18 protein-coding genes are annotated in these 19996 nt (G+C 75.3%); 11 read left to right on the forward strand and 7 right to left on the reverse strand.

Annotation, left to right across the window (positions count from 1 at the left end; genetic code table 11):
- Window positions 1–41: 41 nt before the first annotated feature.
- Window positions 42–449, reverse strand: a complete 408-nt coding sequence (locus MNZ27_RS07270; RefSeq protein ID WP_242393377.1) for a hypothetical protein — start codon at window positions 447–449, stop codon at window positions 42–44.
- A gap of 168 nt (window positions 450–617) precedes the next feature.
- Here MNZ27_RS07270 and MNZ27_RS07275 point away from each other — a divergent pair, with 168 nt between their 5' ends.
- Window positions 618–1199, forward strand: a complete 582-nt coding sequence (locus MNZ27_RS07275; protein WP_242393378.1) for a prolipoprotein diacylglyceryl transferase — start codon at window positions 618–620, stop codon at window positions 1197–1199.
- Window positions 1200–1432: 233 nt separating this feature from the next.
- On the opposite strand, the gene trmB is transcribed toward MNZ27_RS07275, so the two are convergent.
- Complete coding sequence (trmB, locus tag MNZ27_RS07280) at window positions 1433–2038, reverse strand: tRNA (guanosine(46)-N7)-methyltransferase TrmB (protein ID WP_242393379.1); 606 nt, start codon at window positions 2036–2038, stop codon at window positions 1433–1435.
- Window positions 2039–2072: 34 nt separating this feature from the next.
- On the opposite strand from trmB, the gene MNZ27_RS07285 reads away from it, so the two are divergent.
- Genes MNZ27_RS07285 through MNZ27_RS07295 form a run of 3 tightly spaced genes read left to right on the forward strand, consistent with a single transcriptional unit; the run spans window position 2073 to window position 5691 of the window.
- Window positions 2073–3746, forward strand: coding sequence for a hypothetical protein (locus MNZ27_RS07285; RefSeq protein ID WP_242393380.1), 1674 nt, complete (start codon window positions 2073–2075; stop codon window positions 3744–3746).
- On the forward strand, window positions 3743–4411 hold the full coding sequence (locus tag MNZ27_RS07290; protein WP_242393381.1) for an ABC transporter ATP-binding protein: 669 nt from the start codon (window positions 3743–3745) through the stop codon (window positions 4409–4411). Before MNZ27_RS07285 ends, MNZ27_RS07290 begins: the two co-directional genes overlap by 4 nt.
- Window positions 4408–5691 (forward strand): ABC transporter permease, encoded by a 1284-nt coding sequence (locus tag MNZ27_RS07295; protein ID WP_242393382.1) that lies wholly within the window; start codon window positions 4408–4410, stop codon window positions 5689–5691. The genes MNZ27_RS07290 and MNZ27_RS07295 overlap by 4 nt, the downstream gene beginning before the upstream one ends.
- A 113-nt stretch (window positions 5692–5804) precedes the next feature.
- On the opposite strand, the gene MNZ27_RS07300 is transcribed toward MNZ27_RS07295, so the two are convergent.
- Window positions 5805–7523, reverse strand: coding sequence for a lytic transglycosylase domain-containing protein (locus tag MNZ27_RS07300; RefSeq protein ID WP_242393383.1), 1719 nt, complete (start codon window positions 7521–7523; stop codon window positions 5805–5807).
- Window positions 7524–7981: 458 nt separating this feature from the next.
- Between MNZ27_RS07300 and dusB the strand changes: the two genes are divergently transcribed.
- Both dusB and MNZ27_RS07310 read left to right on the forward strand, forming a co-directional pair.
- Complete coding sequence (gene dusB / locus MNZ27_RS07305) at window positions 7982–9034, forward strand: tRNA dihydrouridine synthase DusB (RefSeq protein ID WP_242393384.1); 1053 nt, start codon at window positions 7982–7984, stop codon at window positions 9032–9034.
- Complete coding sequence (locus MNZ27_RS07310; protein WP_242393385.1) at window positions 9031–9858, forward strand: ZIP family metal transporter; 828 nt, start codon at window positions 9031–9033, stop codon at window positions 9856–9858. Before dusB ends, MNZ27_RS07310 begins: the two co-directional genes overlap by 4 nt.
- Before the next feature lie 65 nt (window positions 9859–9923).
- On the opposite strand, the gene MNZ27_RS07315 is transcribed toward MNZ27_RS07310, so the two are convergent.
- From MNZ27_RS07315 to MNZ27_RS07330, 4 genes are all read right to left on the reverse strand, one after another.
- Entirely contained in the window at window positions 9924–11402 is a 1479-nt protein-coding gene (locus tag MNZ27_RS07315) for a glycosyltransferase family 39 protein (protein ID WP_242393386.1), read from the reverse strand.
- Window positions 11403–11455: 53 nt separating this feature from the next.
- Window positions 11456–13048: a methyl-accepting chemotaxis protein gene (locus MNZ27_RS23950; RefSeq protein WP_242393387.1), complete on the reverse strand. Its 1593-nt coding sequence runs from the start codon at window positions 13046–13048 to the stop codon at window positions 11456–11458.
- A gap of 31 nt (window positions 13049–13079) precedes the next feature.
- A complete protein-coding gene (locus tag MNZ27_RS07325; protein WP_242393388.1) occupies window positions 13080–14051 on the reverse strand; it encodes an ABC transporter substrate-binding protein in 972 nt (323 codons plus the stop codon).
- Window positions 14052–14221: 170 nt separating this feature from the next.
- The gene (locus MNZ27_RS07330; protein WP_242393389.1) at window positions 14222–15283 is read right to left on the reverse strand and encodes a dihydrodipicolinate synthase family protein; all 1062 of its coding nucleotides are present in this window, start codon (window positions 15281–15283) and stop codon (window positions 14222–14224) included.
- Between the two features lie 458 nt (window positions 15284–15741).
- Here MNZ27_RS07330 and MNZ27_RS07335 point away from each other — a divergent pair, with 458 nt between their 5' ends.
- The 5 genes from MNZ27_RS07335 to MNZ27_RS07355 all read left to right on the forward strand — a co-directional run.
- Window positions 15742–16755 (forward strand): AAA family ATPase, encoded by a 1014-nt coding sequence (locus MNZ27_RS07335; protein WP_242393390.1) that lies wholly within the window; start codon window positions 15742–15744, stop codon window positions 16753–16755.
- On the forward strand, window positions 16752–17684 hold the full coding sequence (locus MNZ27_RS07340; RefSeq protein ID WP_242393391.1) for a DUF58 domain-containing protein: 933 nt from the start codon (window positions 16752–16754) through the stop codon (window positions 17682–17684). Before MNZ27_RS07335 ends, MNZ27_RS07340 begins: the two co-directional genes overlap by 4 nt.
- Window positions 17681–18790, forward strand: coding sequence for a hypothetical protein (locus MNZ27_RS07345; RefSeq protein ID WP_242393392.1), 1110 nt, complete (start codon window positions 17681–17683; stop codon window positions 18788–18790). The genes MNZ27_RS07340 and MNZ27_RS07345 overlap by 4 nt, the downstream gene beginning before the upstream one ends.
- Window positions 18787–19800, forward strand: a complete 1014-nt coding sequence (locus MNZ27_RS07350) for a vWA domain-containing protein (protein WP_242393393.1) — start codon at window positions 18787–18789, stop codon at window positions 19798–19800. Before MNZ27_RS07345 ends, MNZ27_RS07350 begins: the two co-directional genes overlap by 4 nt.
- On the forward strand, window positions 19797–19996 hold a 200-nt coding region (locus tag MNZ27_RS07355), incomplete at its 3' end, for a hypothetical protein (protein WP_242393394.1). The genes MNZ27_RS07350 and MNZ27_RS07355, both read left to right, overlap by 4 nt.

Raw genomic sequence — 19996 nt, forward strand, 5'->3', positions numbered from 1 at the left:
GGCGCCTCGCCCCGACTCCCCCCGCCCCGCCGGCCGCGCCGCTACCCGCCCAGCGCCGGGACCTCGACCTTCCAGGTCCCGCCCTCGCGCACGAGGGTGACCTCGCCGCGCGCGCCGGTCTCGTCCTCGACCCGCACCACGGCCGCGTCCGCCGACTCGCGGAGCACCAGCGCCGAGCGCAGCCTCGGCGCGCGGACCGCGAGGTCGCCGACGACGATGTCCTGGCCGCGCGGCGGGACCACCCCGGGCGCCGCGGCGCCGAGGGCCCTGGCGCGCGCGTCGAACGCCGCCTGCGCGCGCCGCGAGAGCATCGACCAGACCGCCGCCGCGTCGCCGTTCCGGGCCGCGGCCGCGAAGGCCCGGTACCGATCGGCGGGCCCCGCCGCGCGGCGGCACGCGGGGAGCGCGAGGGCGAGGGAGAGGACGGCGAGCGAGAGGAGGCGACGCATGGTGCTCGCGAGTGTAGCCTCGCCGGCGCTGGAACGCCCGGTCCGCCGGGGCGCGGGCGGCGCCGGAGGGTCGCAGGACGTGTCCCCCCGTCCGCCCGCCCGTCGCTTTGTCCGGGGCTCGCCGCCCACCCAGGGCGGCCTCACCTTCCGCTTTTCCGGGAGGGACCCATGAAGATCCTCGACCTCGCCCTCGGCGCGCTCGCGCTCGGGCTCGGGCTCGCGTGCAGCACCACCCAGTCGTCGCGCTCGGCGAGCGCGGAGCCCGAAGGGCAGCGCGCCGAGCCGGCCGCGAGCGCGAGCACCGCGCCGCTCGCGCCGGGCGAGATCGAGCGGGCGCCGGGGGAGCAGCGGCTCTCCGGGCGCGTGGCGCGGTCCACCCCCGACGCGCTCGTGATCGACACCGATGACGGGCTCCAGCGGACCGTCGCCGTGCCCGACGACGCCGCCATCGTGGTCAACGGCCAGCAGGCCAGCCTGGCCGACCTCGCGCCCGGCGCCGACGTGCGGGTGAGCTACGACGAGCGAGAGGACGGGCGCCAGATCGCCACGCGCGTGGAGGCGAGCCAGGGCACGCCCGGCGGCATGGGCTCGAACGCGCCGGCCTCGCCCGGGTCCGCCGGCGGGCGCGAAGAGGGCGCCCCGGCCTCGCCTGCCGGCGTCGAGCCGGGGGGCGGCTCCGCGACCGGCCCCGACATCGCCGCGACCGGTCCCGGCGAGGACCAGGAGAGCTCGACCGCAGGGAAGTGGTAGCTCCGGCGCTTCGTAGCGCCTCTCGGGTCGAGCCCGTCGCGAGGCACACGATGCCGTCGCCGAGCCGGGGCACACGACGACGGAGCAGCGCAGGCGCTTCGAAGCTCCGTTCGCCCTGAGCGTAGGCGCGCGCTGCGCGCCGGAGTCGAAGGGCGAGCAGCGGACGGAGGAGCCTGCCCGGCGCAGGCAGGCAGCGTGCGCCGCAGCAGGGCTCAGCCCAATCGAGCGGCGCTTCAGGGCTTCCGCAGCCGGAGCCGCCACACCGGCTGGCCGGTGGCGAGGTACCGCCGCTCCCGCGTGGACGGGATCTCGTCGGGCGGGGGCTCGGCGAACCGGCCGGGGCCGGCCTCGTTGGCGAACCCGGCCTCCTCGAGGCGCGCCACCGCCTCGAGGGCGTAGCGCTCCACGTCGGTGCGAAAGTCGAGGAGCCCACCCGGCGCGAGGAGGCCGAGGAGCAGCGTGGACATCCGGTCGTCCACCAGCCGGCGCCGGTGATGGCGGCGCTTCCACCACGGATCGGGGAAGTGGACGTGGATCGCCGCGAGCCCGCCGGCGGGGAAGAGCCGCGGGGCGAGGAGCCGCGCGTCGCCGCAGAGCACGAGCAGGTTCGGGAGCGCGCGCTTCTCGGCCTTGGCCGCGACCATCGCGGCGAACTTCTTCCGCTGCTCGATGGCGACGAGCGCGCGCTCGGGGAAGGCCTTCGCGTAGGCGAGCGCGAACCCGCCGTGACCCGAGCCGATCTCGAGCTCGAGCCGGCCCGCGGCCCGCCCGAACCGCGCGCCCCAGTCCGGCAGCAGCTCGAGCGCGATGGGAGCGTCGTCCTCGCTGGAGAAGATCATGAGCGGGCCTCTCTTAACATGGTAAGAAACGGGCGTGCTGGGGCGTGCCACAGGACCGTCCGCCTTCCTCGCCGCCGTCGCCGCTCTCTCGAGCTGTACGTGCCCTGGCAGGCAGGCGGGTCCGCCGCCGGAGCGGTTCGTCCCGGCCGCGGTCGAGCTGGCGCTGGTGGTGCCCGAGGCGGGTCGCGCAGCGCGCGAGCTGGCGGCCCTGCACGCCGCGGTGGCCGGCTTCCCCGGCGGCGCCGAGCTGGTCCAGGCGCGCGGCACCCTCGGCGCCCAGCTCGGCTTCGACCCGCTCGACCCGAAGGCGCTCCGCGACGCAGGCATCGAGCCGCGCCGCGGCGCGGCGATCGCCTCCTACCCCCTGCCCGGCCGGGGCGCGGCCGACCCTGCCCGGCTCCTCGTCCTGCCGGTGGGCGACGCCGCGAAGCTCGACGCGCTGTTCGCCCGGATCGCCCGCGACCGGCTCGGCGCCGTGCAGCGCGCCTCGGACACCCGGGGCACGGTCTCGATCACGACCTTCGCGACGGCCCCGGGCGCCCCGCCAGCCCTGGCCTACGCGGTGGTCGAGCGGACCGCGCTCCTCGCCGCCGGCCCCCTCGCGGCGGAGGTCGTCGCCGCCGCCGCCGCGCGGCCTCCCCCCGAGAGCCTCGCCGAGGCCGCGCCCTGGAAGACGGCGCGGCGGGCCCTGGGCGACCGGTACGCGGCGATCCTGTTCGTGCCGCCCGGCTCGCGCCGGCTCGCCGGGGAGTGGGCGCTGAAGGACGGCGTCGCCCTCGCGACCTCCGGCGGCGCCGAGGGCGTCCGGCTCGGGGCCGCGGTCCTCCTCGGCGACCGCGAGGCCTCGTTCCGCGCCCTCGCCGCGAACGGCGCGGCCGCCGGGCTCGTCGCGCGCCTCGACCCGCGCGCGCCGCTCGCGGGCCGCTTCGACGGCGACTTCTCCGCCCTGGGCCGCAAGCTCCTGCCGCTCCTGCCCGCCCGGGAGCGGGCGCGGCTCGCCGCGCGCGGGATCGACCCGCAGCACGACGTCCTCGACCTCCTCGCGCCGGGCGCCGCGATCGCCCTCTCGCTCCCGCCGAGCCTGGACCTCGCCGCCGTCTCCGAGGAGGCGGTCCGCGCCGACCCGCTCCTCGTGGGGCACTTCGAGGCGGTGCTGCCGGTGAGGGACGCGGCGGCGGCGGCGGCGCTGTCGGAGCGGATCGCGCCGCACCGGGCGGTGCGCGCGAAGCCTCCGCGCGGCGGCCCGCGCGCCGTCGCCGCCAACCCGGGGCCGTCCGCGCCCGCGGCGAGCGACCCGGCGACGTGGCGCGTCGTGACGCCCTCCGGGGAGATCGCGTGGACCGTGGACGCGCAGGCGCGCCGGATCGTGGCGGCGGGCGGCCCGCCGGGCGCGCTCGACGCGCTCCGCGCCCGGCTCGGCGGCGCGGGCCCCGGCTTCGAGCCCCCGACCCAGGCCTCCGCGGCGGCGCTCCGGGGCGGCCTCGGCGGCGCCGTGCTCGATCCGCGCAAGCTCGTCGCGAGCGTGCGGGCGCTGCCGGACGACGCGTTCGGGACGGGGCCCTCCGGCTTCGTGGTCCGCTCCGTGGTGGACCGCTTCCTCGAGCCGGCGGCGCGGCTCGCGGCGCTCTCGGCGGGGGCCGAGCTGGCGCCGGGCGCGCTCCTCGTCTCGCTCGACGTGGAGATGCGGGCGCCGGGGGCGGCGCCGTGATCCGGCTCGCCGGCGTCACGAAGACGTTCCGCGACGGCGAGCAGGCCCTCCCGATCCTGCGGGGGGTGGACCTCGAGGTCGCGCCGGGCGAGCTCGTCGCCATCGTGGGCCCGTCGGGCTCCGGGAAGTCCACGCTCCTCTACATCGCCGGCGCCCTGGACACCGACTACGGGGGCGAGGTGACGATCGCGGACGTGCCGCTCGCCGGCCTCTCGCCCACCCGGCGCGCCGCGCTGCGGAACCGGGCGGTCGGGTTCGTGTTCCAGTCCTTCAACCTGCTCCAGGGGCTCTCCGCGCTCGAGAACGTCATGCTCCCGGGCATGCTCCGGCGCGACGGGACGGACCGCGCCGACGTCCGGGAGCGGGCGGCGGACGCGCTCGACCGGGTCGGGCTCGCGGCGAAGGCCAAGGCGCCGCCCGCGCGGCTCTCCGGCGGCGAGCGGCAGCGCGTCGCGATCGCGCGGGCGATCTTCACGAGACCGCGGGTGATCCTCGCGGACGAGCCGACCGGCAACCTCGACGCGGTGACCGGCGAGGGCATCATCTCGCTGTTCGGGGAGCTGGCGCGCGACGGGCTCACCGTCCTCGTCGTGACGCACGAGGAGCGCGTCTCGCGGGCGGCGGCGCGGGTGCTCCACCTCCACGACGGGAGGCTCTCCTCGTGAGCGCGCGCGGCCTGCTCTGGATCGCGCGGGCGAGCCTGCGCGCGGACCGCCGCGGCGCGATCGTGAACACCGCGGCCGCCTGCGTGGGCGCGGCGTCCCTGGTGCTCTTCCTCGCCCTCGGGCTCGGCGTCTCGCACGCGGCCCGCCGGATGTTCCCCGCCGAGGCCCGGCTCGTGGACGTCGTCCCCGGCGCGGTGTCGCTCGGCGGCGTCCTCGGGGGCGGGCAGCTCGACGACGGGGCGGTGGCGCGGCTCCGCGCGCTGCCCGGCGTCGCCGACGCGTGGCCGCGGCTCGCGCTGCGCGTGCCGCTGGCGGTGCCGGGCCCGCCCCGCGGGCTCGACTACAACTGGCCGCCGGGGATGACGGTGCAGGTGCCGGTGGTGGGGGTGGCCCCGGGGCTCGTCGCGCAGGACCTCCGCGGGAGGCCGTTCGTCGATCCCCGGGACGGAGGCCCGATCCCGACGGTCCTCTCGGGGCGCCTGCTCGAGGTCTACGACAAGACCATCGCGCCGGCGTGGAACGTGCGGCGGCTCCCCCCCGGCATCTCCCTGGTCGGCGTCGAGGTGCCGGTCAGGATCGGCTTCTCGATCGTCCCGCAGAAGACCGAGGCCCGGGTGTACGACGGCCGCCTCGTCCTCGCCGGTCTCTCGGATCGCGTGCCGCTCTACATGGCGGCGGTGCCGCTCGACACGGTGAGGCGTCTGCACCGTGAGTACGGCAAGTCGGACCAGGGCTACACGCAGGTGACGCTGCTCGCGCGGCGCCCGGATGACGTGCCGGGGCTCGTCGCCGCGGCGCGACGGATGGGGTTCGCGGTGGACGAGGGCGAGCGCGCGGCGGCGGAGCGGGTCGGCACGGTGGTCCTCGTCACGACGGGCGCGCTGGTCCTGCTCGCGGCGGTGATGTGCGCCCTGGCGGCGCTCGCCATCGCGCAGTCCCTCTCGGCGAGCATCCGCGGCCGGGCGAAGGAGATCGCGGTGCTGGCGGCGGTGGGGGCCGCCCCGGCGGACGTGCGGGCGATCGTCCTCGCGGAGGCGGGGATCATCGGCGTGCTCGGCGGCGCGGTCGGGACGCTCGCCGCGCTCGGCGTCGCCGCCCTCGCGGATCGGGTCGCCCTCGGGCTCCTCCCGGACTTCCCGTTCCGGCCGGAGACGTTCTTCGCCTTCCCCGCCTGGATCCTGCTCCTCGGGATCGCGGTCCCGGCCGCCGCCGCCGTGGTCGGGGCCCTGGCCCCCGCCGCCATCGCCGCGCGGGTCGATCCGGCGCGGACGCTGTCGTAGGGCGACCGCATACGTGATGCGGGGCGAGCGCGCCCCGGAGACGGAGACGGCCCGAACGGCAGGAGCCGTGCGGGCCGTTTCGAGTCGAGCAGGGCGGCGCCGGGGCGATCGGCCTACCCGCGCTCCGGGTAGACGACGAGCCGGGCCCCCACCACCAGCTTGTGCCGCTGCGGGTTCTTGATCCCGTTCCACTTGCAGAGCTCGCCGAGCTCGACCCCGTACCGCTGGGAGATCGACCAGAGCGTGTCGCCGGCGCGGACGCGGACCTTGGCGCGACCCGCCGCCTTCGCGGGGGCCTTCTCCCGGGCCGACGCGCGCGCGACCAGCGCGCGCTCGCGGCGCGTCTCGGAGGCGTTGCGTACGACGGGCTCGGGGGCGCGGGCGAGGGCGACGGCGTTCCCGACGGGCCGCGGGATGAGCAGCTCGGTCCCGGGCCGGAGGCGCCTGCCGGGCTTGAGCCCGTTCATCTCCAGGATGCCGCCGGTGGACACGCCGTACCGCCGGGCGATCCGGGCGAGCGTCTCGCCGCGGCGGATCACGTGGCCGGCGAAGGTGAGCCGGGCCTGGTCCTGCATCGCCGGCCAGCTCTGCGCGAACACCTCCGCCTGGCTCTGCGGGATCTTGAGCTTGTACGGCCGCGGCGGCGTGCAGGCGCGACGCAGCTCGGGGTTCAGATCGAGGACCACCCGCTCCGGCACGCCGGCGGCGCGCGCGACGACGGAGAGGAGCGTCGCCTGCGGGATGGTGACCTCCCGGTAATCGGTCCACTTCTCGCGCTCGATCTCGTCGGCGGGGAACCCGAACGCGTCCTGGTGCTTGAAGACGATCGCGGCCGCCATGAGCTTCGGGACGTACCCCTTCGTCTCCTCGCGGAACGGCGCGCCGCGCCCCTTCACCGCGGCCATCTCCCAGAAGTCCTGGTAGCCCTGGGACTTGCCCAGGAGCACCCGGCCCACGCCGGCGTTGTAGCCGGCCCACGCGAGGCGCCAGTCGCCGGTCTGCTCGTAGAGCTGCTTCAGGTACCGCGCGGCCGCGCGGGCGGACTTCTCCGGATCGCGCCGCTCGTCCACCCAGAAGTCCTGCGCGAGCCCGAACATCCTGCCGGTCGGGGCGATGAACTGCCACGGGCCCGAGGCGCTCGCGCGGCTGTAGGCGAAGTTCGCGAACCCGCTCTCGATCATCGCGAGGAAGACCGTGTCCTCCGGCAGCCCCGCGCTCTTGAGGATCGTGCGGTACTTCTCCATGTAGCGGTGCGCGCGCCCGAGCCACTTCACGAAGTGGCCGCGCATGACCGGCGACTGGAAGAAGCGGATGTACGCGACGACCGCGTCGTTCACGTCGATGGGGATGTCGTACTCGGACTTGAGGCGGGCGAGATCGTGATCCAGCTCGGGGAGGAGCGCGATCCGGCCGCCCTCGGCGGGCGCGGTGGTGTCGCGCTCGAGCGCGCCGTCCACGCGATCCCGGAGCGGCGACTCGAGCCCGAGCCCCTCGGCGCGGCCCGGCTTCGCCCCGCGCGGCACGCGGACCTTCGCGGCCTCCTCGGCCTTGCGGATCTCGTCGAGCTCGGCCGACTCCGCCTGGATCTCCTCCGCGATGGCGGGCTCGTCCGGGGTGTCCACCTCGGCGAGGGCCTCGTCCACCGGGGCGCTCTTGTGGGCGGGCGCCGCGGGCGCCGGCGGCACCAGGGCGGGCTCGGGGACCGCCGCAGGCGGCAGGGCCTGTGCGGCGGCTTCCGCGGCGGCCGCGCCGACGGTGCCCTGCGCGAACGCGCGCACCGGGAGGAACGTCACGGAACAGAGAACCAGGAAGGTCGTGCGGATCCGCCTCATCGCTCCTCGGCTGTTTCGGAAACCGGCGAAAAGACCGGCGCCTGCTCTGGGTTGCATCGTACCGGCCCTGCGCGGGAGATCAAAATCGTCGCCGTCCACCGTGAGGTACGTACACCCACCGATACGCACCTCGTGTGCCCTCCTCGACGCGTCCGCGACCCGGCGCGCGCTCGCTGGATTCGCGCTCCCCGCCGGACGGACCTCGTCCCAGTCACCTCGGCCACCAGCAGCCTGTGCACGGGCTCGGAAGGCGGCAGCCCCCCCGCATGTCCCGGGGAGGAGCGGGCGACCGCGATGACGCGCGATGGGCGCGCGGGTCAGATGGCTGGCTCGGGAAGGTTTGCGCACGGCGGCCTCGGGGCTTAGTCCCGAACCGCCGGCGCGCCGGAGCATTCCTGGATTTCCACACCCTGAACGGCCGTGCTACACCCCGCGCCTGCCGGATCGCCCGTCGCCCCATGCAGATCGGTCCTCATCGCTTCCCCGGACGCTTCTTCCTCGCGCCGCTCGCCGGCGTGTCGGATCGCCCCTTCCGCGCGATCTGCCGCCGCATGGGCGCGAGCTTCGCCTACACCGAGATGGTGAGCGCGCACGGCCTCGTGCACGGTCAGCTCCAGACCCGGAGCTACCTGGATCGCGAGCCGGACGAGGAGCCCTTCGCGGTGCAGATCTTCGCCGCCGAGCCCGACGTGCTCGCGCGCGGCGCGGCGGTGGCGGTCGAGGCGGGCGCGGGGATCATCGACGTCAACATGGCCTGCCCGGTGAAGAAGGTCTGCGGCACCGGCGCGGGCGCCGCGCTCGGGCGCGACCCGCGCCGGGTCGAGCAGGCGGTGCGGGCGATCCGCGCCGCGGTCCAGGTCCCGGTGACGGTCAAGATCCGGGCGGGCTGGGACGACACCGAGCTGAACTGCGTCGAGGTCGCGCGCGCGGCCGAGGCGGGCGGCGCAGCCGCGGTGGCGCTGCACGGCCGGACCCGGGCGCAGATGTACTCCGGCAAGGCGCGCTGGGAGCTCCTGCGCGCGGTGAAGGAGGCCGTCTCCGTCCCGGTGCTCGGCTCGGGCGACGTCTGGAGCGCGGCGGACGCCCTCCGGATGCGGGCGGAGACCGGCTGCGACGCGGTGCTGGTCGCCCGCGGCGCCTGCGGGAACCCCTGGATCTTCCGCGAGCTGCGCGCGGCCGAGCTCGGGCTGCCGCGGCCGCCGCCGCCCACGCGCGACGAGTGGGCCTCGACCGTGCTCGAGCACGTGCGGCTCCAGATCGAGCACCGGCGGCGGCAGGCTCCGGCGGAGGACGCCGCCGCCGCCGAGCGCGCCGCGATCCGCGAGCTGCGCAAGCACCTCCTCTGGTACACGCGGGGGCGCCGCGGGGGCGTCCTCTTCCGGCGCGACGCCGACCGGCTCGTCACCGCCGCCGACGTCCGGGCCCTCGTGGACCAGCACTTCCCGCCCGGGGGGGAGAGCTTCGAGCTCGACCCGAGCTTCCGGCGCGGTCCCGAGCTGGACGAGACATGACCCAGACCCAGGCCCTCGCCTTCTACACCGGCGCCATCCTCGCCGGCGCCCTCGCCGGCGGCTCGCTCCCCCTGCTCGGGCGGATGGGCCGCTCCGACCTCGGCCTCTCCTTCTCCGCGGGCGTGATGCTCGGCGCCGCGTTCTTCCACATGCTCCCGGAGGCCGTCGAGGGCGCGGGGGCGAGCGCGTCGCCCTTCGTGCTCCTCGGGTTCCTGGTGCTGTACCTCCTCGAGCGGTTCGTGCTCGTGCACGTCTGCGCGGAGCCCGGGCCGAACGCGCGCCTCTCGGGCGCGGAGGGCGGCGAGATCGCCGTGGGGCACCTGCACGCTCCCGGCGAGCACCACCTGCACGGGCACGAGGCCGTCTGCGACGTGCACACGATGGGGCTCGCGGCCTTCGCCGGGATGAGCGCGCACACGCTCGTGGACGGCTTCGCGCTCGGCGCCGCCACCATGACCCCGGAGCTCGGCGCGCTGGTGTTCCTCGCGATCCTCGCCCACAAGGTGCCGAACTCGTTCTCGCTCTCGACGATCCTGCGCGCGGAGGGCTACTCGCGCGGGAAGACGCTCGCGATGAACGCCGCCTTCGCGCTGATGGTGCCGCTCGGGGCCGGCCTGTACTTCGCCCTGAAGGAGCTCGTGCGCGTCGAGACGTTCACGTCGTTCGTGCTCGCGGCGAGCGCGGGGACGTTCCTGCACCTGTCGCTCTCGGACATCCTCCCGGACCTCCACCGGCGCGGCGGCTCGAAGTGGCAGCTCTCCGGGGCGCTGCTCGTCGGGCTCGCGCTGATGTGGGGGCTCCGGGCGCTGAACCACGCGCACTGATCCGGCTGCGGCCGGGCCTCGGGCTTCGGCTGGGACTGCGCCAGGGCTCCTCGCGCTCGCCGGGATCAGCGCCCGAGCGGGCGCTCCAGGCGGAGCAGCCGGACCCCGCCCACCTCCTCGTCGTCGGTGACGCGAGCGCCGATCCCGAACGCGGCGCGGGCGCGAGCCGAGCCCGATCGCTCGTCGCGCAGCACGAAGAGGGCCCCGGCCCGCCCGGCGAGCCGCGCATCGAGCGGCGGGCGCGACGCGCCGTCGAGCGAGAGCGGGTCGCCCGGGACCGGCTCGACGCGCTCCGGCCCCGGACCAAGGCCGAGTCGAGCCAGCTCCCGGTCGATGGAGACGGCGAGCGCCGGGTGGCTGACCACCAGCGCGTCGCCGGGGCGGGCGATCCCGAGGAGGCGCGCCGAGACCCGGTCGATCGGCTGCCACGGCGGCACGGCGCGCCGGTCGCGCCCCACCTCGTAGGCGGCGACGACGGCGAAGAGGAGGGCCGCCCCGGCGACGAGCCGGGGTCGGCGGAGCGCGCAGATCCCGAGCGCGACGAGGAGGGTGAAGCCGGGCAGGGCCACGAGGAGGTAGCGGGCCACGAGGAGCGGCTTCACCGCCGAGACGGCGACGGCGAGGCCGACCGGGACGACCACCCAGGCGAGCGCCAGCGCCGCGCCGAACCCGCGCTCGCCGCCGCGACTCGCCACGACCGCCGCGACGACCGCGCCAGCCGCCGCCGGCAGGAGGAGGAGCCGCGCGCCGCCGGCGAGGTGGACGAAGACCATGGCCACCTGGCCCCACGACAGCGGGCCGATCCACGCCGTCTGGCCGCCGTCGCCGTGCATTGCGAGGACGATGGCCGCGGCCGCGCCCACGCCCCCGATCGCCGCGCCCAAGGCGAGCCAGGCGCGCGCGCGGCGGATTCCAGGGTGGCGGAGCGCGGCCAGGACCTGGGCGGCGAGCACGAAGGCGGCGAAGAGGTGGGCCCAGGTGGCGAGGGCGGCGAGGAGGCCGAAGGCGACGGCCGCCGCCGGCCGCGGCTTTTCGAGGAGCGCGAGGAGCGCGAGCGTCGAGAGGACGACCAGGAGGAGCGCGAGCATGTAGGAGCGCGCCTCGAGCGAATAGAAGACGTGGAAGTGGCTCACGGAGAGGAGGCCGCCTCCGACGAGCGCGGCCCGGTCGCCGACGAGTCGACGTCCGGCGAGGAAGAGGGCCGGGACGGCGATGACGCCGAAGGTCGCCGAGAGGGTGCGCGCGACGGCGAGGGCGTCCAGGCCGAGCGGATCGGTGACACGGAGGAGGGCGGCGAGGAAGACGGTGTAGAGGGCGCCGTTCGCCTCGGTGCCGCCGAGCTGGCCGAGGAGCTGCGCGAGCGGATAGCGCGCGAGCGCGACCGTGACGCACTCGTCGAACCACATCGGACGGCCGGGACGGGCCACGAGCAGGACGCCGAGGGCGACGGCGCCGAGCGCGAGGGCGGCGGCGAGCGCGACGCGACGTGACCAGCGCGCGTCGCCCGGCGGGGCGGGCGACGGCGCGGAGGAGTCGGGGGACACGGGGGGACTGTACCGCACCGAGGCCCGGCTGCCTGCGACCCGTTCCTCCGACGTCACCGCTGGAGCGGGACGACCTCGTCTCGACGCGCCCCCTGATAGTGAGACGCGGCGTTGCCGCTGGGCGCGCCCGGGGCGGCCCGCGGGCCAGCGGCTCCCCGCTCCGGGCCGGCGTCCGCGGCCGTCCGGAACGAGGCGACGCTCGCCTGGAGCGCCCGGGACTGCTGCGAGAGCTCCTCGGCGGTCGCGGAGATCTCCTCCGCCGACGCCGCGTTCTGCTGGGTCACCACGTCGAGCTGCTGGATCGCGCGGCGGAGCTGCTCGGTCCCGGTGCTCTGCTGGCGGCTCGCGCTGGTGATCTCCGCGACGAGCGCGGCGGTCCGCTGCACGTCCGGGACGATCTCGCCGAGGAGCTTGCCGGCACGCTCGGCGAGCTGGACGCTCGAGCTCGAGAGGTCGCCGATCTCCTTGGCCGCCACCCGGCTGCGCTCGGCGAGCTTGCGCACCTCGACCGCCACGACCGCGAACCCGCGCCCGTGCTGGCCGGCCCGCGCGGCCTCGATGCTCGCGTTCAGCGCGAGCAGGTTCGTCTGGTACGCGATCTCGTCCACGATCGAGATCCGATCGGCGATGGTCCGGATGGCGGCCACCGTCTCCGTCACCGCCTTGCCGCCCTCGATGGCCGTCTGGGCGGTCTCGCTCGCGATCCGCTCCGTCTGGCCGGCGTTCGCGGCGTTCTGACGGATCCCGGAGGCCATCTCCTCGATGGACGAGGAGGCCTCCTCCGCCGAGGACGCCTGCGCCGCCGCCCCCTCGGACATCTGCACCGTGCTCGCCGCCATGGCGTCGCTCGCGGTGGAGACGGCGTTCGCGGCGGACTTCACGTCGATCACCATCCCTCGGAGCGACTCGGCCATGCGCCCGAAGCTCGAGGCGAGCTCGGTGATCTCGTCGTTCCCGCCGACCTCGACGCTCTGCTGGAGGTCGCCGCCGGCCATGGTCGCCGCCGCGCGCGTCAGCCGCTCGAGCCGGCGCGTGATCATCCGGGCGAGGAACAGGGCCCCGAGCAGGCAGGCGCCGAAGATCGCGAGGCCGAGCACGATGGAGCGCGCGTAGGCGGCGCGGAGCTCGCGCCGGATCTCGTCCGCGCGGAACGCCACCTGGGCGAGGCCCACCCGCCGCCCAGCGCTCCCGTCTGCGGTGTGCGCCGCGCCGACCTCCTCGAGGATGATCGGGACGGACACCTCGATCACCGGGACGCCCTGCACCGTCTGGGCCCGCTCCACCGGCGTGCGCCCCTCGGGCTGCCGCGGCGTCCCGAGCTGCTCCGGGGCGACCTTGCCGAGATCCGGATCGGTGGCGTGGGCGAGGACCTGCGAGTCGGCGCCGCGCAGCAGGACGTAGCCGATGTCGGGGAGGTCCCGCACCGTCGCGTCGGCGGCGGCCTGGAGCCCAGCGCGGTCGCCCGCGAACGTGGCGTATCCCAGGTTGTTCGCGAGCCCGAGCGCCACCGCCCGGGCTCGCTCCCTGAGCTGATCCTGGAACATCCCGCTCGTCTGGTAGTTGTCGGCGCCCAGGAGGATCGCGGCGAGCAGGGCCATCGATCCGCTGATGAGGCTGAGCACCTTCAAGCCGAGGGTGACGCGCACGGAACCTCCGTCGAGCCAGGGTGAGACGGCGCTACTTGCCGTGGGCGCGCTTCGCGGCCTCGAGCAGGTCGAGTCGCACGAAGTCCGCCGCGACGGGGTGGATCGGCAGCTTGCCCGCGCCGTACTTGACCATGAAGTACGCGGTGTTCTGCACGTAGTTGAGCGTGATGTCGGTCGTGAGCGGCCCGTTCGCGGCGCTGTCCGCGTAGTCCTGGTGGTTGAGGGTGCCGCCGAAGACGGTCTCGCGGGTGTACTTCTCGGCCAGGGCCGGCTGCGCCTGGAAGGTCCGGGTCGCCTCCACGAAGCACCGGAGGACGCGCTGGGCCAGGTCGCGGTTCTCGTACATCTTCTTCGTCATGACGAGGGCGCGGACCGGCTCGCCGAGCGGCGTGTCGTACGGCTTCATGATCTCGCGGCCGAACCCGCCGCTGATCGCCTGGCTCGCGTAGGGATCGGACTCGCAGACGGCGTCCACCGTGCCCGCCTGGAGCAGCTTGTTCGCCTCGGCGGAGGCCCTGGTCTGGACGATGCGCACGTCCTGGCCGGCGTTCACGGACCAGGTGAGCTTGTGCTGGACGAGCTCGGCGTAGAGCATCAGCTCCTGGGCCGAGCCGTGGAGCACGGCGACCTTCTTGCCCTTCAGCTCCTCGATCTTCTTGATCGGCAGGCTCTTGCGGGAGAGGAGCATCGACCCGCCGCGGCCGAGGCCGGCGACGATGTAGAGCGGCGTCCCGTTCGCGTAGCCCTCGATCGCGGCGTCGGTCGCGCCCGCGCCGATGTCGATCGTGCCGGCCTTGATCTGGGCCATCACGTCGATGCCCTTCTCGAAGAACTTCTCCTCCACCTTCAAGCCGTACTTGTGCCCGATGACCTTCATGTACGAGACGGCGCCGTACTGGACGAACTTGAGGTTGCCGACGCGCACGACGTCTTCGGCCCGGGTCGCCCCCGCCGGCAGGGCGAGGACGAGCGCGAGCAGCAGGCCGCGGATGGGATTGGACATGTCGCGATCACTCCGTTCGAGGAAAGGGATGCGGTGAGAAGGGCGCGGCGCGCCCGCGGCGCGCGGGGCGCGCCGCGCTCGACCGGGCGGGGGCGGGGCGGCGGCGGCGCCGGGCCCGCCCCCCCCCCCCCCCCGCCGCCCCCCCCCCCCCCCCCCCCCACGGCCGGAGGTCAGCGCGTCGTCTGGAGGCCGGGCATGGTGAACCCGACGGCGGCGAGCTTCGAGACGAGCTGCGCGCCCTGCGCGGCGGTCAGCTCCACCCACGGCGCCCGCACGGTCGGCCACGCGGGATCGGCGCCGTAGTACGAGACGGCGTACTTGAGCGCCGGGATCATCGGGAACGACGAGAAGATCCCGCGCACGACGTTCAGCGCGGCCTGCTGCGCATCGGCGTCCGCGGCCTGCCAGGTCCGGAAGAGGCGGTCGATGGCGCCGGGGTTCACGTTGGCGGTGGCGCTGATGCAGCCCACGCCGCCCGCCCGCATGTTCTGGAGCAGCCACTGCTCGCTGCCCACGAACACGTCGAAGACGCTGCCGACGGCGGAGATGACGGACTGCGTGAACGTGAAGTTGTTGCCGCTGTCCTTCATGCCCGCGACGACGACCGGGTACGCCTTGACGAGCCGCTCGATGACGGGCAGGGGGATGGCCACGCCCGAGGTACCAGGGATGTGGTACAGGTAGATCCGCATCCCCGAGTCGCCCACGCGCTGGATCACCTCGGAGTAGTAGCGGAACAGCCCGTCGTCGGGGACGCCCTTGTAATAGAAGGGCGGCAGCATGAGCTGGCCCGACGCGCCGACCGAGACCGCGGCGCGGGTGAGCCGCACGGCGCTCGGGACGTCGCAGGCGCCCGTGCCGGGCATCAGGTCGCTCGGGTTCACGCCGCCGTCGGCGAGCTCGTACAGCAGCTGCTCGCGCTCCTCGAGGGACATCGAGTTCGCCTCGCTGTTGGTCCCGAAGATCGCGAGCGCCGAGCACCCGTGCGACAGGAGCCACCGGCAGTGCCGGATGTACCGCTTGACGTCCGGCTTGTAGGTCCCGGCCTGGAACGGCGTGATGGCCGGGGCGAGGACGCCCGTGATCCGGCGGGGCGGGGTGTGGTGGCGACGCGCGCCGCCCTGCCGCTCGTCGGCCTCCGCCTTGCCACCGAGCAGCATCCCTGCGCCCGCGATCGCCGTCGCCTTCAGGAGCGAACGCCGGCCCATATTCGAGTTGCCCGAGTTGCTCATCTCGTGTTCCTCCGTTGCTGTCACAACGTTTCAGAACGTTCGTGTAACGACGAGGCCACACCGACCGATTGACGAATCGTGACTCACCCTACGCAATCCAACTTGCGTCGTCGAGGTGCGCATTTCCCGACAGGCGCCGACCGCGATCGATCGATTCACGTCGGGTCACCATGACCCACCGTGATTCGGGCCCCCGCACCACCTCAGGACGGATCGTGAATTTCACTGATCTCACGCTGCGTTGTTCGTGGCGCCCGAGGTGAAGCCCCTCCCGCCGCGCCGCGCGCACCCGGGGTCGGCCCGGACCCGCGAGCGCCGCCAACCCGCCCTGAACGTGGGACGGCGCGCCGACGCCGCGAATCGCCGCCCGGGGAACACGCCCGCCCGTCGGCTGTTCTCCCACCTCGGCCGGGCGCGGGCTAAGCTCTCCCGGCGACTCTCGGGAAGAAGGGGACTCCTTGGGCACGGACATCCGGGCGGACATCCGGGCGGACATCCAGGCGGTGCAGGACGAGCTCGTCTCGCGCGCCGCCTTCGTCGAGGCGCTGCTCGCCGAGACCGGCAAGGTCGTGGTGGGCCAGCGCTACATGGTCGAGCGGGCCCTCATCGGCCTCCTCACGGGCGGCCACGTCCTCCTCGAGGGGGTGCCGGGGCTGGCGAAGACGCTCGCGGTCAAGACCATCGCCGACGCGGTGGACTGCGCCTTCAGCCGGATCCAGTTCACGCCGGACCTGCTCCCCGCCGACGTGATCGGCACCCAGGTCTACGACCCCAGGTCGCAGACCTTCTCCCCGAAGAAGGGGCCGGTCTTCGCGAACGTGGTGCTCGCCGACGAGGTGAACCGCGCGCCCGCGAAGGTCCAGTCGGCGCTCCTCGAGGCGATGCAGGAGCGCCAGGTCACCCTCGGCGACCAGACCTTCGCGCTGCCGGATCCGTTCATCGTCCTCGCCACGCAGAACCCCGTCGAGCAGGAGGGCACCTACCCGCTCCCCGAGGCGCAGGTCGATCGCTTCATGCTGAAGGTGAAGGTCGGCTACCCGACGCGCGAGGAGGAGCGCGTCATCATGGACCGGATGGTGGTGTCCACGCCGCCCCGCGCCGGGAAGGTGGTCGGCCCGGAGGAGCTCGCCGCGGCGCGCGCGACCGTCCTGCGGATCTACATGGACGATCGCGTGAAGGACTACATCGTGAACCTGGTCTTCGCGACCCGCGACCCGCGCGGCCACGGCCTGCCCGAGCTGGCCGGGCTCGTCGAGTACGGCGCCTCGCCGCGCGCGACGCTGTTCCTCGCCCTCGCGGCGCGCGCGCACGCCTTCCTCCGCCGCCGCGCCTTCGTCACCCCCGAGGACGTGAAGGCGGTCGCCTACGACGTGCTCCGGCACCGGATCACGCTCACCTACGAGGCGGAGGCGGAGGAGCTCACGCCGGAGAAGGTCGTCTCGAAGGTGCTCGATCGGATCGAGGTGCCGTGATCGGCGCGCGGCCAGGGGCGGCCGGCCCGCGCTCGGACGCGCGGGATCTGCTGCAGCGCGTGCGGCGCATCGAGCTCGCGACGCGGCGGGCGGTGGAGGACACCCTCTCCGGCCAGTACCACTCCGTGTTCAAGGGCCGGGGCATGGCGTTCAGCGAGGTCCGGCCCTACGCGCCCGGCGACGAGGTGCGTTCGATCGACTGGAACGTCTCCGCGCGGACCGGTCAGCTCCACGTGAAGCGCTTCGTGGAGGAGCGCGAGCTCACGGTGATGATCCTCTGCGACCTCTCCGCCTCCACCGACTTCGGGTCGCGCGAGCGGACCAAGGCCGACGTCGCCGCCGAGATCGCCGCGCTCCTCGCCCTCTCCGCCGTCGCGAACGGCGACCGGGTGGGGCTCGTCCTGTTCACGGACCGCGTCGAGCGGGCGGTGCCGCCGCGGAAGGGGCGCCGGCACGCGCTCCGGCTGGTCTCCGAGATCCTCCAGTTCCGGCCGCGCTCCCGCGGCACCTCCGTCGGCACCGCCCTCGAGTACCTCCGGCGCGCGCTCCGCCGCCGGACGGTGGCCTTCCTCCTCTCGGACTTCGTCGAGGGCGCCGGCGGCGCGCCGCCCTACGAGCGCGCGCTGCGCATCGCCGCGCGCAAGCACGACGTCGTCCCGATCCGGATCTCCGACCGGCTCGAGGCGGAGCTGCCGACGTCGGGGCTCGCCTGGATCGAGGATCCGGAGACGGGGACGGTGTCGCGCGTGGATCTCGCCGATCGCCGCGTGCGCCGGGGGCTCGCCGACGCGCTCCGCGCCGACGACGAGGCGCTCCGGAAGCTCTTCGCCCGGCTCGAGCTCGACCCGGTCCATGTCCGGGCGGACGACGCCGACTACGTCTCGCCCCTGCTCGCCTTCTTCCGGGCGCGGGCGCGGAGGTTCGGGTGAGCGCGGGCGTCCTCCTCGCCGCCGTCGCCTCCCTCGCCGCCTCCGTCGCGGCGACCGCGCCCGGGCCGGAGGCGCCCGCCGCGGCGCCGGCCGCGCGGCCGCTCTCGTTCCAGGCCAGGGCGGAGAAGGCCGAGGTGAAGCTCGGCGAGCCGTTCGGCTACGCGATCGAGATCCGGCACCGCGGCGACGAGTCGTACGCGCTCCCCGCCGCGCCCGTCCTCGCGCCGTTCCGCGCCCAGGACGGCCGCTGCCAGCGCGCGGAGGCGAAGGGCGAGGTCACCACCACCTGCACGCTGACCCTCGCGCTCTTCGCGCTCGGGCCGCAGGACGTCCCGGAGCTCGTCCTCCCGGTGACGACCCCCGGCGGTCCGGCGGTCCTGCGCGTACCCGGGCCGCGGGTGACCGGGGTCGGGATCATCGACCCCGCCGCGCCGCCCGGGAAGCTCGAGCTCCGCGACATCGCCCCGCCGGCGCCGCTCCTGGTCCGGTCCCTCGCGCTCGTCTGGTGGACCATCGGCGTCGTCGCCGCGGCGCTCGCCGCCTTCTTCGGCTGGCGGTGGTGGCGCGCCCGGGCCCGGGGCGCCGCGGAGCCGCCGGTGCCGCTCCCCGCCGACGTCCGGTTCGAGCGGCGGCTCGACGCGCTCGAGGCGGAGCGGCTCCCCGCGCGCGGGATGGGCCGGGAGCACGTGGCGCGCCTCTCGGCGATCGTGCGCGAGTACCTCGGCGCGATCACGGGGGCGAACGCCCTCGACCTGACCACCGGCGAGCTGATCGCCGTCGTGGAGCGGAGCGGCGATCCGCGGATCGCCCCCGAGGCGCTCGGCGGCTTCCTCGCCACCGCGGACCTGGTGAAGTTCGCGAAGGCCGAGCCTGCCCCCGAGGCGAGCCACGCCGCGAGCGCCTTCGCGCGGGAGCTCCTCGCGCGGACGCGCAGGCCTCCGGGCTCGGAACCGGTGGGGGAATCTCCGGCCGTGGCCCGCGACGGCAGGGAGGCCGGGCCAGGGGGCGCGGGCCACGGGACGCGGGACGCGGGCACGGGGGCGGGTACGCTCACGGGCACGGGCACGGAGAGTCCGTCCGCGAATCGGAATGGGAGCTCGGCGTGATCCCCGCTCCCCTGCACCTCGCCCACCCGTGGGCCCTCGTCCTCCTCGCGGCGATCCCCCTCGCGATCGCCGCGATCCTCCTCGAGCGCCGCCGCGCACCGCGGCTCCGCCACCCCCGCGCCGCCACCCTCGCCCGCGCCGGGCGGGGGGTCGTGGCCCGGGTCTGGTGGCTCCCGCACGCGCTCGTCGTGGCCGCGCTCGGCCTCGCCGCGGTCGCCCTCGCCCGGCCCCAGGCGCGCGAGCGGCGCCCCGAGGCCAGCCAGGTCGAGGGGATCGACATCGTCATCGCCTTCGACCTCTCCACCTCCATGAAGGCGGCCGACTTCAAGCCGGACAACCGGCTGCACGTCGCGAAGGAGGTCCTGAAGGGCTTCATCGGCCGGCGCACCAGCGATCGGATCGGCCTCGTGGTCTTCGCCGGCGACGCCTACACGCAGGCGCCGCTCACGCTCGACTACGGCATCCTCCGCGCCCTGGTGGACCGGCTCGACTTCGGCGTGATCGAGGACGGCACCGCCATCGGCAACGCGCTCGGCACCGCGGTGAACCGGCTGCGGGAGTCCGACGCGAAGTCGAAGGCGATCGTCCTCATCACCGACGGCGAGAACAACTCCGGCCAGCTCGCGCCGCTGGAGGCCGCCGAGATGGCCCGGACCCTCGGCATCCGCGTCTTCCCCATCCTCGTCGGCAAGGGCGGGGTGGTGCCGTACCCGATCGGCGCCGACCTGTTCGGCCAGCCGGTCTACCAGTACCGGGAGTTCCCGGTGAACCCCGGGCTGCTCCAGCGGATCGCGCAGGTCACCGGCGGTGTGTACGCGAACGCGACCGACCGCGAGACGCTCGAGCACGGGCTCCAGCAGGTGCTCGACCGGATGGAGAAGACCCGCATCTTCGAGGCGACGGGCACGTCCCGACCCGTCGAGCTGTTCCCGCGGCTCCTCGCGCCGGCGTTCTGGCTCGCCCTCGCCGGGCTCGTCCTCGGGGCCACGCGCTGGAGGGCGTTCCCGTGACCGACGTGCCGGCCCCGCCGCTCACGCTCGACGTCCTCGGGGAGGGGCTCCGCCTCGCCGACCCCGGCGCCCTCCGCCTCCTCTTCGCGGTCGCCGTCGCCGCCGTCCTCGGCGCCGTCGCCCTGCACCGCCGCCGCGCCGCCCTCGCGCGCGCCGCCGGCGACCTCGGGCCGCGCGTCGCGCCCGGGGCCGGCCT

Source organism: Anaeromyxobacter oryzisoli (genome assembly GCF_022690765.1).
In the GTDB taxonomy this organism is placed as follows: domain Bacteria; phylum Myxococcota; class Myxococcia; order Myxococcales; family Anaeromyxobacteraceae; genus Anaeromyxobacter; species Anaeromyxobacter oryzisoli.

What these genes read in the sequence shown, in the direction of transcription:
- MNZ27_RS07270 (WP_242393377.1), bottom strand. Translation starts at nt 449, where the DNA reads ATGCGTCGCCTCCTCTCGCTCGCCGTCCTCTCCCTCGCCCTCGCGCTC.
- MNZ27_RS07275 (WP_242393378.1), top strand. Translation starts at nt 618, where the DNA reads ATGAAGATCCTCGACCTCGCCCTCGGCGCGCTCGCGCTCGGGCTCGGG.
- trmB (WP_242393379.1), bottom strand. Translation starts at nt 2,038, where the DNA reads ATGATCTTCTCCAGCGAGGACGACGCTCCCATCGCGCTCGAGCTGCTG.
- MNZ27_RS07300 (WP_242393383.1), bottom strand. Translation starts at nt 7,523, where the DNA reads ATGAGGCGGATCCGCACGACCTTCCTGGTTCTCTGTTCCGTGACGTTC.
- dusB (WP_242393384.1), top strand. Translation starts at nt 7,982, where the DNA reads ATGCAGATCGGTCCTCATCGCTTCCCCGGACGCTTCTTCCTCGCGCCG.
- MNZ27_RS07310 (WP_242393385.1), top strand. Translation starts at nt 9,031, where the DNA reads ATGACCCAGACCCAGGCCCTCGCCTTCTACACCGGCGCCATCCTCGCC.
- MNZ27_RS07325 (WP_242393388.1), bottom strand. Translation starts at nt 14,051, where the DNA reads ATGTCCAATCCCATCCGCGGCCTGCTGCTCGCGCTCGTCCTCGCCCTG.
- MNZ27_RS07330 (WP_242393389.1), bottom strand. Translation starts at nt 15,283, where the DNA reads ATGAGCAACTCGGGCAACTCGAATATGGGCCGGCGTTCGCTCCTGAAG.